The organism is Salicibibacter kimchii (assembly GCF_003336365.1).
Lineage (GTDB): Bacteria > Bacillota > Bacilli > Bacillales > Marinococcaceae > Salicibibacter > Salicibibacter kimchii.
In genome coordinates this window covers 1,235,369-1,249,276 of record NZ_CP031092.1, presented here as the reverse complement: position 1 = coordinate 1,249,276, position 13,908 = coordinate 1,235,369, and the positions used below count along the sequence as shown (strand labels likewise).

At 47.0% G+C, this 13,908-nt stretch carries 16 protein-coding genes; 7 read left to right on the top strand and 9 right to left on the bottom strand.

Going from position 1 to position 13,908, the window contains the following annotated elements; translation table 11 throughout:
- The first annotated feature begins 38 nt into the window (after positions 1-38).
- Both DT065_RS06310 and pepF read left to right on the top strand, forming a co-directional pair.
- Positions 39-1,247, top strand: a complete 1,209-nt coding sequence (locus DT065_RS06310; protein ID WP_114371762.1) for a competence protein CoiA — start codon at positions 39-41, stop codon at positions 1,245-1,247.
- 27 nt (positions 1,248-1,274) lie between these two features.
- Complete coding sequence (gene pepF, locus DT065_RS06305; protein ID WP_114371760.1) at positions 1,275-3,098, top strand: oligoendopeptidase F; 1,824 nt, start codon at positions 1,275-1,277, stop codon at positions 3,096-3,098.
- Between the two features lie 85 nt (positions 3,099-3,183).
- On the opposite strand, the gene DT065_RS18805 is transcribed toward pepF, so the two are convergent.
- The 6 genes from DT065_RS18805 to DT065_RS06280 form a co-directional block, all read right to left on the bottom strand.
- Entirely contained in the window at positions 3,184-3,354 is a 171-nt protein-coding gene (locus DT065_RS18805) for a hypothetical protein (protein WP_160112432.1), read from the bottom strand.
- Positions 3,355-3,762: 408 nt separating this feature from the next.
- Positions 3,763-3,930: a hypothetical protein gene (locus tag DT065_RS06300; protein ID WP_160112431.1), complete on the bottom strand. Its 168-nt coding sequence runs from the start codon at positions 3,928-3,930 to the stop codon at positions 3,763-3,765.
- Between the two features lie 101 nt (positions 3,931-4,031).
- Positions 4,032-4,667 (bottom strand): DsbA family protein, encoded by a 636-nt coding sequence (locus tag DT065_RS06295; RefSeq protein WP_227002795.1) that lies wholly within the window; start codon positions 4,665-4,667, stop codon positions 4,032-4,034.
- 24 nt (positions 4,668-4,691) lie between these two features.
- Complete coding sequence (locus DT065_RS06290) at positions 4,692-5,078, bottom strand: globin domain-containing protein (RefSeq protein WP_114371754.1); 387 nt, start codon at positions 5,076-5,078, stop codon at positions 4,692-4,694.
- Positions 5,079-5,405: 327 nt separating this feature from the next.
- Positions 5,406-6,083, bottom strand: coding sequence for a lytic transglycosylase domain-containing protein (locus DT065_RS06285; protein ID WP_227002745.1), 678 nt, complete (start codon positions 6,081-6,083; stop codon positions 5,406-5,408).
- Positions 6,084-6,216: 133 nt separating this feature from the next.
- Complete coding sequence (locus DT065_RS06280; protein ID WP_114371752.1) at positions 6,217-6,822, bottom strand: CYTH domain-containing protein; 606 nt, start codon at positions 6,820-6,822, stop codon at positions 6,217-6,219.
- Between the two features lie 73 nt (positions 6,823-6,895).
- On the opposite strand from DT065_RS06280, the gene DT065_RS06275 reads away from it, so the two are divergent.
- From DT065_RS06275 to DT065_RS06265, 3 genes are read left to right on the top strand one after another with little or no spacing between them, the layout of a single operon-like run.
- On the top strand, positions 6,896-7,267 hold the full coding sequence (locus DT065_RS06275) for a UPF0738 family protein (protein WP_114371750.1): 372 nt from the start codon (positions 6,896-6,898) through the stop codon (positions 7,265-7,267).
- Between the two features lie 12 nt (positions 7,268-7,279).
- A complete protein-coding gene (gene yjbM, locus DT065_RS06270; protein WP_114371747.1) occupies positions 7,280-7,918 on the top strand; it encodes a GTP diphosphokinase in 639 nt (212 codons plus the stop codon).
- 15 nt (positions 7,919-7,933) lie between these two features.
- Positions 7,934-8,731: an NAD kinase gene (locus tag DT065_RS06265; RefSeq protein WP_114371745.1), complete on the top strand. Its 798-nt coding sequence runs from the start codon at positions 7,934-7,936 to the stop codon at positions 8,729-8,731.
- Between the two features lie 18 nt (positions 8,732-8,749).
- On the opposite strand, the gene DT065_RS06260 is transcribed toward DT065_RS06265, so the two are convergent.
- Together DT065_RS06260 and prpE are read right to left on the bottom strand one after the other, a co-directional pair.
- Complete coding sequence (locus DT065_RS06260) at positions 8,750-9,184, bottom strand: hypothetical protein (protein ID WP_114371743.1); 435 nt, start codon at positions 9,182-9,184, stop codon at positions 8,750-8,752.
- Positions 9,185-9,239: 55 nt separating this feature from the next.
- Positions 9,240-10,016, bottom strand: a complete 777-nt coding sequence (gene prpE / locus DT065_RS06255) for a bis(5'-nucleosyl)-tetraphosphatase PrpE (protein ID WP_114371741.1) — start codon at positions 10,014-10,016, stop codon at positions 9,240-9,242.
- Between the two features lie 110 nt (positions 10,017-10,126).
- Here prpE and fabI point away from each other — a divergent pair, with 110 nt between their 5' ends.
- Entirely contained in the window at positions 10,127-10,909 is a 783-nt protein-coding gene (gene fabI, locus DT065_RS06250; RefSeq protein ID WP_114371739.1) for an enoyl-ACP reductase FabI, read from the top strand.
- A gap of 679 nt (positions 10,910-11,588) precedes the next feature.
- Positions 11,589-11,816, top strand: coding sequence for a DUF7667 family protein (locus DT065_RS06240; RefSeq protein ID WP_114371735.1), 228 nt, complete (start codon positions 11,589-11,591; stop codon positions 11,814-11,816).
- A gap of 203 nt (positions 11,817-12,019) precedes the next feature.
- Here DT065_RS06240 and DT065_RS06235 read toward each other — a convergent pair whose 3' ends face one another.
- Positions 12,020-13,675, bottom strand: coding sequence for an ABC transporter substrate-binding protein (locus DT065_RS06235; RefSeq protein WP_114371733.1), 1,656 nt, complete (start codon positions 13,673-13,675; stop codon positions 12,020-12,022).
- Positions 13,676-13,908: the final 233 nt, after the last annotated feature.

The following is a 13,908-nucleotide window of genomic DNA, read 5'->3' as shown; positions in this document are numbered from 1 at the left end:
CCCTTCGCAACCATTCCCCACGAAAGGATTGATCCCCGATGTTTACCGCCACCTCCTACTCAGGACGGACGGTCTCGCTGTTAAATAACGCGGACCGCGCGTATATTGAAGCGAACGACGGATGGTATTGCCAGGTTTGCAAAGAACATTTGCAGTTGAAAAAAGGGAGGAAACGAAGGCCTCATTTTGCCCATCATCCCAACACCGCGTGCCCAACGTCCAATCCTGAGTCCGAACGCCACCTGGAAGGGAAGGCTTTGCTTTATCGATGGCTGAAAGCGCAAGGGGCAGAGGTGCACGTGGAGGCCTTTTTGCCCGAAAGTAATCAACGCGCCGACCTCCTCGTCAAAAACAAAAACGACACGATTGCCGTTGAATACCAATGCTCAACCGTTGACCGCGAACAAATACGAAGGCGTACAGCGTTGTATCATTCCATTGGCGTTCAAGTTCTCTGGGTGATGCCGTATGATCATTTGCGGCGAAAAGGGAGCGTTGTTTATCTCAAGGAATGGCAGTGGGAAGCTGCCTATCTCGGGCATTCGTCAGAACTCCGGGACACCTATTTGCAAAGGATGCCCGCTCTCTTTTATTTTCAGCCGCCCTCTCTTTTTTGGACCGCACACCTGAATGCTTACCTCTCTCCGAAAAAAGCCCATGCCCGTTTCATTGCCCATCGATTGCCGCCATCTACACTGGAGTGTGTGCGTACGCCCGCTACCGTCCCGCGAGAGATGCAACGAAGCGCACTTCTCATCTATAAAAAAGAAACCCGTTACGGGAAACGCCCACCATCGACCCCGTTTTCAACGATCGTACAAGCGCAGTTGCTTCGCGATAAAATCCCCATTCATTTACATCCCCCCGAAGCTGGCTGGTTTCTGCCCGGACAACCATGGGTAAATGAATCACCAGTCCTTTGGCAATCTTGGCTTTTTTTACACATTCTTTCCCATTTTAATCGCCAAACCTTTATTTCGTTACAAACCTTGGGAACAGCGAAACAATGGCTATCCACGTATTTACACCTGCCTGTTACGCGTGCCCGGATATTAATGGACGAGTACCTTCGGCTTTTAGTGCGCCTTCGTGTGTTAATGCTCCATGCGGACGATACGTTTACCCTCATGCAAATGCCACGATGGCCTCAATCGCCCGACGAAGGGTTTGCGATGGATCAACAGTATGCAGAGAGGCTTTGCGCCGTGAACGATTCCGTTGCCCCGAGGACCTATTTTCCCTTATGATGGAAGGAAGATAGAGGAGGGATCGCCATGACAACCAGCACAAATGTTCCTGAACGTTCCGACATTCCCACTGAACGTAAATGGGACGTGGAAGCGATTTTTGCGGATGCAAATGAATGGGAACAAGCATTTAAAAGCGTGGAAAAACAATTGCCGAATCTTCAATCCTTTCAAGGGAAACTAGCAGATTCGGCGGAAGCGTTGTATGAAGGACTGAAACAACGGGATGAGGCCGGCATGGAGCTGGAAAAAGTTGTCGTCTATGCCCATCTGAAAAATGATGAAGATACGTCCGACAGTTTTTATCAAGGGTTGTTTGACCGCGCACGTTCGTTGATCACTCGTTTCAGTGCTTCCATCGCGTTTTACGAACCGGAAATTTTGTCCGTAGCAGAAGAAACACTCAAGCGTTGGACAAGCGTATATGAACCGCTGCAATTGTATACGCATGAATTGGCTTTGCTAAACGAACGCAGGCCCCACGTTTTATCGGAAAAAGAAGAAGGGCTGCTTGCAAAGGCTTCCGAGGTGACAGATCAAGCAGGGCAAGCATTTTCGATGCTCTCGGATGCTGATATGACCTTTGATTCGATCGAAGATGAAAATGGAAACGAAACAGCGGTGAGCAACGGCCGTTTCATTCAACTGTTGCAAAATAAAAATCGGAACGTTCGTAGAGATGCATTTGCGTCGTTGTATCGTTCGTATAGGGGCCATGAGAACACGCTGGCCAGCTTGTTGAGCGGACAGGTGAAGCGTAATCAATTTTATGCCGAAACGCGGAATTATCCTTCGGCCCGTGCGCAAGCCATGCACACCAATCATATCCCCGAAAAGGTGTATGATCAGCTCGTCACGGTCGTCAATGACCACCTTCATCTTTATCAACGGTATTTACGGTTGCGAAAAAAGTTGCTTCAATTGGAAGAGCTTCATTTTTATGATTTATACGCCCCGTTAGTGGAAAGCGAGGCTTTTGATTTCGGATACGAAGAGGCAAAATCAGAAATTACCAAAGCCTTAAAGCCATTGGGGAATGATTATATCAATGCCATGACGGATGGATTGGAAAAAAACGGATGGGTCGACGTTCACGAAAATAAAGGGAAGGCGAGCGGTGCTTATTCTTCCGGGGCTTATTTAACGCAGCCATACATCCTGATGAATTGGCAAGACAGCATTGACGAAATGTACACCCTTGCCCATGAACTTGGCCACTCCATGCATAGCTACTTCACTCATAAACACCAGCCGTATCCATATGGCGACTATACCATCTTCGTCGCGGAAGTGGCTTCCACCGTTAATGAGCTTTTGCTCTCTCATTCGTTAAAACAAAAAACCGAGAGCAAAGCCGATAAACTCTATTTGCTCAATCAACAATTGGAAGGGTTTAAGGGAACGGTTTTCCGGCAGACGATGTTTGCGGAATTCGAGCAATTGATCCATCAAAAAGCGGCAGAAGGGGAAGCGTTGACCCCGGAATATCTTAAATCCGCGTATCTTGATTTGAATCGAAAATATTTTGGGGAAGAAATTGAATATGATGAGGCGATCGCGCTCGAATGGTCACGGATTCCCCATTTTTATATGAATTTCTACGTTTATCAGTATGCAACCGGGTACAGCGCCGCGGTTGCACTAAGCAGCAAAATATTGGAAGAAGGAGAGCCGGCTGTGAACCGGTATTTATCCTTTCTGAAGTCCGGAAGTTCGGATTACCCGATTGAACTGTTGAAGGGGGCAGGGGTTGATATGACCGACCCGGCGCCCATCCAAGCGGCCATGCATCAATTTGAAACGTTATTGGAACAAGCGGAAGACATTGCAGATGATTTGATGGCAAAATAGGGAAAGGGAAACCCTCATTCGGAGGGTTTTCTTTTTGTTTGCTGATGTATTCAGGTGAGCGTGGTCATTCAGTGCCGAGAGGGCATCATGAGAAACCTTTGAATCGCCCGCGCTCGTTGAGAAAATGGACGCTAACGATAATGGAGACCAAAAATAAAGGTACAGCAATGATCAATGGAAATAAGCGCAGAACCGAGACAAGAAATAACATATACCCAACTAAGATTGTAAGGATGCTTATCATCACGTTTTGCATCGTCGATCCCCCTTGGCTACGTCTGTTCTAAGTATATGATGAACGTTTCCGATTTCATCACTAAAAAACGGTGTTGGGAAACGGAAACAATCGTTAGGTCCAGCGTTCGATCTAAAAAATGGAAAAAAAGGGCAAATAGGCTTCCTTGCATAAGTTTCCAACCGGTATGTCCATGTCCAACGATCTGTTTTCGGCGGTCGTCGTGATTTATGGAACGTATGAAGACGTCCAACGATCTGTTTTTTGAGGCCGTCGTGATGATAGAATGTCAATCGGTCTGTTTTCCGGAGGTCATGAATAGATAAAACGTGCCTCTAGATCGCTAAAAAGACTGAGTGAATCAAAAAAACCTGCCCCAGTTCTATTCGAACTAGGGCAGCTGAACGGAGGCAAACGCGTCGGTTTATACTACTCTTGCCATGCCCTGTCTGCTTTCCAGAAGGATCCTTTTTTTACGGGGATGCATTCGATTTTTTGTTGCAATTGTAATGCTTTCAAACGGGAGGTTGCTTCTTTCATGGATAAATCGTACACTTGCGCCACTTCCTGGGTAGCAACGAGCCCATCGTTTTTCATAAATTCGTCGATGTCCATTTTTGGCCGTGGGATTGGAGTAGATCCGAGCATTTTCCCCAGGATATCCACGTATACAGGAAAGTCGTGTAAGCCTGAAATTTTTAACCCGGCATCTTCGATGCAATCGTTAAAAAAATCATTGTCGGAACATCTCCGGCACCCATTTCATGCGTTGTTTTGATGTCAGCATCTAAAGCTTTGCGTGCCAAATCTGAATGGAGGTCTTTATGGAACTCATGAATATCCAAATTTGCCTGTTTCGCACAATCCAGTAACACGTCTTCTTGCGAAATATTTTCCTTTTTAACAAAGAGAGCTTCACGTAATCGTCGTAAATATCGCAAGCCATATTGCCGCCCCTGCATTTCGGCAGCCTTTACAGCGATGGAAGGCGTTTCTGATTGAGTGAGCGGGTTTTCATGCCATATATCTCCATCACAACACATCCCGGTACGTGAGGAGGTTTCTTCCCAAAGGTCGGCAAGCGACTTTTGGTTTTGTTCATTCACACACCAACTCGCGGCTTCGGGGACGATGAAAAAGCGCATTTTACACAGATGGCCGTACTCTAGCCTGAATTTTTTTATGACTGGTTCAAATCCCCAGCAATCTGGGCAAAGAGGATCTGTAAAGATATAAATTTCCAGTTTTTGCTGGTTCATCGTTTGCTTCTGTTCTTCCATTTCAACGCCACAAACGCCGAAGCTATCATTACAGCTCTGTTGATTTGTCTTCACCAAAGGGATACGCTCCTTCCCGATTTATAGCTGGGTGTTAATCATATGATGGGCTGTCAAAGTTAACCGTTGATATAATTCATGAACGGCTTTTTCGTTTTCAAGTTTACTTGCACGCAGCGCACGTTCCATACAATTCAACCAGGCCTCTGCTTTGACCGGAGTGATTGGGAATGGTAGGTGACGTGCCCGCAATCGTGGATGCCCGTGTTCTTGGGTGAATAGGTTAGGGCCTCCGCAAAACTGGGTAAGAAACTGCTTTTGTTTTCGTCTTGTTTCTGTCAGGTCGTCAGGAAACACTGGGATTAATTCCGGATGTTCGCTAACCCTGTTGTAAAATTGCTCTACGATCTTCTCGATGGCATGTTCGCCGCCGATTGCTTCGTATAATGTTCCTTCAACGTATCTCATCTTTTTACCTACTTTTATTGCTTTTATAATGACAGGTGTCTATTTGTCTTAGAAAGTACCATTCATTTTTGTGACTAGAGCGAACGAGCGTTAGCATCTCGTGTGCGGATGGAAGTTTCACTTTATTGTAGCAAGGCTTCATGAAACGTTCAAATCCTATGCTTGCAGGGAAAAATTAGTACCGGGGGCTGTGAATGAAAGGTGTGTCGGCGTAATGGATCGCTGACAGGGAAGCGCATTTATTCTGCTTGCTGACGCGCCCGGAGGATCCATGTGCATAAAAAAGCGACGTCCCTTATCGCGAGCGATAGGGCTACGCCGCTTCTATTAAGCCAAACTTTCGTAGGTATCCATGACTCTCGGAACATAGGCCGTTGTTTCCTGGAAAGGAGGGAGGCCGCCATATTTGTCCACATTCCCGGGACCTGCGTTGTAGGCGGCGAGGGCTTTTTCCAAATCACCCTCGTAACGGTTAAGCATATCGCGGATATAGCGGGTGCCCCCCTCGATATTCTGCGCCGGATCCTTTGCTTCTGTCACTCCCAAACCACGGGCGGTTTCCGGCATTAATTGCATCAGCCCCGTTGCCCCGGCATGGCTTGTGGCATCCGAACGGAAGTTGGATTCATGCTTGATAATCGCGTAGATCAAGCCGGCGTCCACGCCGTGTTTTTCCGCGGAAGCTTCGATAAGATGGTTATACGGCGAATCAGGCAAAGCGTTGGCCTCCTGGTTTCCCGCTTCAATAGTGGGGAGGGTCGGATCGGTCTCCAACGCTCCCGCGGCAGCCGGTGACGTAGCCGGTTCGTTCATCGGTTGGTCATACAGCGATCGGTCGCTGGCAAAATCAAAGGGCGAAGTTTTTTCGTGTTTTTCTTCTGATTCCACACGGGCGAGTAGCGTAGCGAAGTCAACAGACGGTTGTTTTTCCATGAAATTTTTTTGTGGTTTTGAAACAGCCCCTGATGGTTGAAGGCTTAAAAGCAAGGCGTGCATGTCATTCATTTTTTATACTCCTCAAACAAATGATATAATATGACTATAGCAGAGCTTGTGTTAAAAACAAGACTTTTCCGGAAAAAAGATGAAAGTCCCAGACATCGACGAAAAATAACGGGTGTAGAAATGGAGCTCGGTTTTAGCGCGTGCGGCCCTCAGCGGCTGAAAGAAAACGTTGAATTTTCGGTTGCGGTTCGGTGCCGTGGGGATCGAGACCAACACGAGAAGCGATCTGTGTCAGCGCCTTTTGAACATGACCTTGGGAATTCCCCTCGTATTCCAGTTCATAATCGACATCGTCGAAATAATAGCTTTCATCCAGGGCTAGGAGTCCTTTTTCATATGAGAGCTCTGCGCGACGTGTCGTTAATCGCCCTAAAGCATGTAGCTCGTGAAAAGGGATCCCCCATTCTTTTTCCAGATAGGTTTGAACGGGGCCTCCATTCGTGAGCTGTGTCAGCGGAGCACCTTCGCTCCATTCATGTGAGGCAAGCGGCTGATGTTTTTCCATCACCCCGTCCTCGTTTCGCGCTTTTAACGTCAGTACATAAGCCCCGCTTTTATCACGAATTCGTAAGGCGGCGCTTTGTTCTTTTAATTGAAATTCGGATGTGTCAAAATAGTGATTGTGCTGGATAATAAAATCATCCTCAGTTAATTGAAAATACCTCTGTATTTTCATAAATTCTTGCGCGTTAAGGAGACGCTTGCCCTCGATTTCAAGTTCGTCAAACGAACGATTCATGTGATCATCCTCCTGCCGGCATTATGACACAGAGATGAGAGGGCAACAACGATTGAAAAGGAGCCGGATAAACATGGATGTAATGAATGTGAAAGTGGCGCGTCATAAAGAAGACGGGCTTTACCTGGAAACGGATCGTAACCCGGAGCAACCGTTAATCCCTACCGGCCGTCTGTTGGCCGACTCGGACAATTTTGCACTCGTTTATATTTTTGATTCAGAAGGCGTGTTTGTTCAAGTACATATTTCGGAGGGATTTTGGCCGGAGCTCAACAAAAGTCACCTGGAGCGGACGCCCATATACCTTGATACGTCCAGCGTCGAATTTGCGGACATTCACGAGGAGCTGGACATGTTTCTTGATATCATTCAAGGGAATAATAATTACGGACCTGAAATGGTTAGCGCCGTTGAAAAACATTTCCCGATTCCAACGGACAATTGAGGGAGGGTTCTTATGAACGGATGGGCGATTTTCCTATCTCCTTACCACCAGGCGGTTGAAGAATTAAAAGTAAAATTTAAAAGCTTGAGAGATCAATATCAACGTTCTTCCAAACATACACCGATTGAATTTGTTACCGGTCGTGTGAAACCGATGACGAGCATCCAGGAGAAAGCCAAAAGGAAAAATATATCTTTGGAACATCTGCACACAGAGATGCAAGATATCGCGGGACTGCGGATCGTCTGTCAATTTGTGACCGATATTGACACCGTGGTAGAGATGTTGCGGTCGCGAAATGATATAACGGTGATCAGCGAAAGAGATTATATAAAAGAGAAAAAATCGAGCGGGTATCGCTCGTATCATATGGTGATTGATTATCCGGTCCACACGATCGATGGCACGAGACATGTGCTTGTAGAAATTCAAATTCGTACCATGGCGATGAACTTCTGGGCAACCATTGAACATTCCCTCAATTATAAATACAGTGGGGAGATACCGGAGCATGTGAAGCGTCGCCTCGTTCGTGCCGCGGAAGCTGCCTATAACTTGGACGAAGAGATGTCCAAGATTCAAGATGAGGTTCGGGAAGCGCAAACGATCATTACCAAACGCCGGGAAGAAAATAAAGGACCCTATAAATGAAAGGGGGAATAAGTCATGAAGTTTGATGTAACGTCACGGGGAGATGATGTGTCGAATGAGATCGCCGGACACATCCGGAGTGAATTGAAAGAACATGGGCTCACCGTCGACAAAGAAGAACCGGAGGTGGTCATCTCTGTCGGCGGTGACGGCACCCTTCTCGAAGCTTTTCACGAGCATAAGCACCGGTTAGAAGATACTTGTTTTGTCGGTGTCCATACCGGCCATTTGGGATTTTATGCCGATTGGCAACCGGAAGAAGTGGACAAATTAATCATTCATATTGCCAAGACACCTTTTCAAGTTGTCGAATATCCTCTGCTTGAAGTGGTCGTCCGCTATCATGGGGAGAATAATAATACAGACCGGTACCTTCCGTTAAACGAATGCACCGTAAAAACAACGGAAGGCTCGCTTGTCTGCAATGTTGAGATCAAAGGGGAGGTTTTCGAGACGTTTAGAGGGGATGGACTGTGTATCTCCACCCCATCGGGGAGTACTGCCTATAACAAAGCATTGGGAGGGGCCATTTTGCATCCATCCCTTGCTTCTATGCAAATCGCTGAAATGGCCTCCATCAATAATCGTGTGTACCGGACGATTGGTTCCCCCCTTATTCTGCCGGAGCACCATACCTGTTTGTTGAAACCATTAAACGATGTAGGGTTGCAACTGACTGTTGACCATAAGTCATTTGTTCATCAAGACATCGCTTCGATTCAGTGCCGTGTGGCAACCGAGCACGTGCGCTTTGCCCGCTTTCGTCCTTTTCCGTTTTGGAAGCGTGTGAAGGAATCGTTTATCGGCGACTGAAGTGATTCGTCGCCCTTTTCAAGCTTCCTCTATTTGATCAAATGTAAAGCGGTCCACCTCTTCGCCATCCTCGTTTGTGACGACACCGTCGATCGCACCGCTAAGCGCTTCCGTATCCGCGGGCGCTTCATCAAGAAAATACGTTTCACTGACCATAAAACGTTCCCCTCCGCCAATGGAAAAGGATTCCCCTTCGGATTCCATCACCAACTCAGGTTCACTGAAAAGGTCCAGCACCTCTTCATCGTTGACTTCCCAGTTTATGACCAGCTCGTCCGACGGCCGTTCTGACTGGTTGCTCATCAAGGCGCTGAAGGAAATCACCGCCTCCTCCTCTTCGCTAAACAAAAGAATGGCTGTCTCCTCTTCCACATGGCTGATTTCGGCTTCAGGGGCACAAGCAGATAACATTAGAAAAAAACTTGTCAAACTGAGGGTCCATGTAAGTTTCATTGATTGGTTCCTTTCTCTTTTAAAATAAAACCGTGAGGTTTCACGCGCGTTTTTCTTATCGGTAAGCGGCCAGTTCTTCCGACTGCTCGTAAGTGCGAAATTTTTGGGTTTGCCCCGGTTGTCGGGAAGGGACACTGACAGTAGTGATTTCCGGATAACGAAAGGCAGTCAGCGCCCCGCCAAAGACACAGCCGGTATCGATGTTAATCGTACGGCGAAATACCCTCGGTGTTTTTACGGGAGTATGGCCATAAACAATCCAAGGAGATTCATTTGTTTCTTTTACCACCCAATCTCTCCGTTTTGGAAGTTGCCCCGGCCTTTGCTCCCCTTGATCCACATCCCCGTACAGGACGAATGATCGCACAGCTTTGTTTGTCTTGCCGATGTCATTTCTGCGAATGCCGGCATGGGCGGCAACGATTTCGTCATGATGGAAAGCAGCGTACAGGGGCGCCTCTTCGAATAAACGCATAAAAGAGCGGCGAATCCGTTGATAGGAAGCTTCCGGGAGCGCGTGGAGCTCAGCGACTGTCGTCTCCAGGCCGTGGCGAATTTGCACCGGCCGCCCGAGAAAATACCGATAAAGTTTATCGCAATGATTGCCGGGGATGTAATAGGCGGTCTCTTTGTTGACGAGGGTGGACACATCTTCAATGACGTTCACGGAATCCGGCCCTCGGTCGGTAATATCGCCGATAAAAACCAGTTTTCGATGCTCGGGATGCGTGTAGGTCCCTTTTTTCTTTTCGTAGCCCAATTTTTGTAGAAGCGCATGGAGCTCTTTTCTGCATCCATGAATATCACCGATAAAATCCAAACCTTTCACCATTTGCATCACCTTTTGGAATCATAGCAAAGATTCGCTTAAAATAGAAATGACCGATTTGTTAAAAAGTGCTATACTCGGGACAAGAATGCAGAGAAAGGAGTCTGGCCAAAATGAGTTTATCTTTGGAAGGACGCACCTATGTCGTGATGGGTGTGGCGAACAAAAGAAGCATTGCCTGGGGCATCTCCCGGCGTCTGGCAGAAGCCGGAGCAAACATTGTATTTACATATGCCGGTGAACGTCTCGGAAAAAATGTCCGTGAATTAGCGGGCACATTAGAAACAGAAACCTTTGTATATCCATGTGATATTACGAACGACGAGGAAATCGACGCTACTTTTCGTCAAATCAAAGATGAAGTGGGCACAATTCACGGATTGGCCCATTGCATCGCGTATGCAAAAAAAGAAGACCTTGAAGGCTCGTTCGTGGAGACATCGCGGGAAGGGTTTAAAGTTGCGCATGATATTAGCGCTTATTCGTTGATTGCTGTGGCGAATGCCGTGCAAAAAAATGACATGATGGCAGAAAACGGCTCGATCATGACGATGACGTATCTCGGCGGCGAACGCGTCGTGAAAAATTATAACGTGATGGGGGTTGCGAAAGCGGCGTTGGATGCAAATGTCCGCTACCTCGCGAACGACCTTGGCCAGCATGGCATACGAGTAAATGCCATTTCCGCCGGTCCGATCCGTACGCTTTCTGCCAAAGGCGTCGCCGATTTTAACAGTTCCTTGAAGGAAATGGAAGAAAAAGCGCCGTTGAAACGGGGAGTCACCCAAGAAGAAGTTGGTGACACCGCACTCTTTTTAATGAGCGATTTGTCAAAAGGTATGACCGGAGAAACGCTCCATGTCGACGGAGGTTATCACATCATCGGTTTGGGGTAAGGGAAGAAGGCTGCCTGCGGGCGGTCTTTTTTTTATGATTGGTTGAAAAAAGCAGTATCGCATCTGGATAACGGGTGAAAGTGCTCAAGTTTACATCCTGGGGCTGTGTTTCAGAGCTGACCATAAAAAAGGCTGAGCGATCAAATGGATGCAAACACTGGGCACCCGTTCTCTCCTCGAGACAAACGACGAAACTAGATCGCAATCCGAACTATGTACAAACATCGGCATGGAAAGAGAGTGAAGAGGAGCGAGACTGCCGAAGAAAGGGCAGCATCGGCATGAAAGGAGAGCCGAAGCTTGTGCGCAAGTCGAAGAATGCACGACATTGGCATAAAAAGCGGGCAAAGCTTTACTGGGATGCCGAAGTAAGCAAGGGGACGGAACAGGCCTTCTTTTTTTTGCTTCCTTTGCCACTGTTTTTCCACGGATGGGTCAGCCCCGGAACTTCACGCATGCCTTACCGTATGTAGATCAGGCAAAAATACCTAGATGTCAGCCAAAAAACTCCTTTTCTGCTTTGGACGCATAGGTATGTTGTGCTAGTCCAAACGTTTAAAGAAAAAAGCTATATTTTTACATTCTTTGGGAGAAGCTATGAGGAGTCAGCTTCCATGAGAGGGAATTTTTCTCTGGTGGTTTGTTGAAACATTGAGATGTTGGAAATGAGTGATCACATTTGTACTCCGTCGTAGCAGAAAGGCTTGTTCGTTTGGTTCTCGAAGCGGATCATCGTCTGTTGACCGACCATGAACAACAGGAATTTCAAGAAAGCAAACAGTACTTAAAAAATTTTTATAGAGAAAAGGAAAAACTTGCCGCCATGTCATATATCGCTTACGCGACAGAAGATCATGAATGGCAACATGAAATCTGCTCGGAGGTGGAAAAACTGAAAGGGGAATGAAGATCCCTATTCCTCGTTTGAGTGTCCTGTGGCGGATAATGGTAGGGGAATCGCCATTGGCCAATAAGAACGTACTGGTTCGGAGACAAATGCCCGGGCAGGGTGGTGTCCGAAGGGCGTATGAAGCTCGCGACAGGCGAACGACAACATTCAATAAATGAAAACCACGCCGGTCGCCCGAGCGTGGTTTTCCTAGCTTAATCTTAGTAGCCGTCGTCTTCAGCTTCTTCGGTAATATACGTCTCACTTAAATCAAACGTTCCATTTGGATGTTGGACAAAATTTTCTGCAGCATCGGCGACGCCAACACGGAGATCATCAAAGACCGTGTAGATCATGGGGGCTTCATCGACGAGAATTTCCTGAATATCGGAATACAGTTCTTCCCGTGTCTCTTCATCCTCTTCTTGGCGAGCGTCTTCAAGGAGTTCATCTACTTCTTCGTTTTCATAAAATGAGCGGTTGCCAGGTGCGCCAAAGTTATCGGAATGGAACAGCGAGTACATGCCGTAGTCCGCGTCACCGGTTACGGTCACCCAACCGAGTACATACATATCATGTTCGCCTTCAGCTGTCTGATCCAGATACGCGCCCCATTCCACGTTTTCCAGGGAAACATCGACACCAATATCAGAGAGTTGGTCCTGGATTAATTCAGCGGTCTGTTCGCGCACAGGGTTGTCGTCGTTCATCCAAAGCGTCGTTTCAAAACCATCTTCATAGCCGGCTTCAGCAAGTAGCTCTTCGGCTTCCTCGAGATCGTGACCGATGTCTTCTAAATCTTCATCGTAACCGAAAACAAGATCGTTAATCGGTCCATAAGCAGCCTCGCCATACCCGTCGTAAATGCCATCTACCAGTAAATCATTATCGACAGCCATAGAGATTGCTTGGCGAACACGTACGTCATCGAACGGTTCTTTTTCTGTATTAAACCCAACATAGGTTAAGCTCAAACTTGGTTCTGCAATCAAGCTGGCAGTATCAAGCGCTTCTACTTGATCCACCAAGTTCGGCTGAATTAAGTCAGCCACGTGGGTTTCATTGTTTTCGAGCATTGAGATACGGGTGAGGTCTTCCCCGACAATATCAAATGTTACGCTGTCAAGGTTTGCCTCGTCCCTCCAATAATCATCATTTTTCGTTAAAGTGAGAGAATCCCCCTGGTTCCATTCTTCGAATACAAATTGACCGGTGCCCACTCCTTCGATGTCCAGGTTAATTTCCTCGGCATTGTCCTCTTCAATGGCTGCCTCGTTCATAATGCCGGCAGCGTTATGGGCCAAATGGGCCCCTAATGGAGCAAAAGGAAATTCTGTCGTAAATTCCACGGTGTAGTCATCAATCGATTCGACATTTTCAATCATTTCAAAAAGAAACGCAGCTTCGGATGCACGCTCTTCTTCAAGCACGCGATCGAATGTGGCAACAACGTCGTCAGCGGTCAACTCTTCCCCGTTATGAAAGTTCACCCCCTCGTGCAGCTCAAAAACCCAGGTGTTTTCATCGGTTTGCTCGTACGATTCTGCCAAACCGGTCGTTTCCAGTTCAAGCGTTTCCGGATGATGATTTAAAAGTGTTTCATACATTAAAGAACGTGCTTTTGCAGATTGGTTGTCATTGGATTCATGCGGGTCCATGGATACAGGTTCTCCCGACATGGAGATGTGGAAATCCCCACCTTCTTGAGGCTCACCGGCAGCTTCATCGCTCTCTTCCTCTGCTTCGGTTTCCTCCCCATTGGAATCCCCTTCATCTGTCCCTTCGTCTACATCCGAGTCATCCGTACAAGCCGCAAGCACCAGGCTTGTTGCCAGAGCAACCGTGACGAGGTAACCACGACGTTTGTAACGCTTCATTCTCTTTTCCCCCTTTGTCCTTTGTATTAATAAAGGCTAAACTAAATATATCTTACGAATTAAAAACTTTCAATACATTCTTTTGTCAAAATTAAAAGAAATGTGATAATTAAAAGCTGTATAAAACAAAAAGGTTCAGGCATAGGGGGTGGAGGCGAAGGGATTGTCGTGCGCCATTCGGGACAGACAGAAAAAATATTACATTACAAAGTGCTATAAACGATTCATCGGTA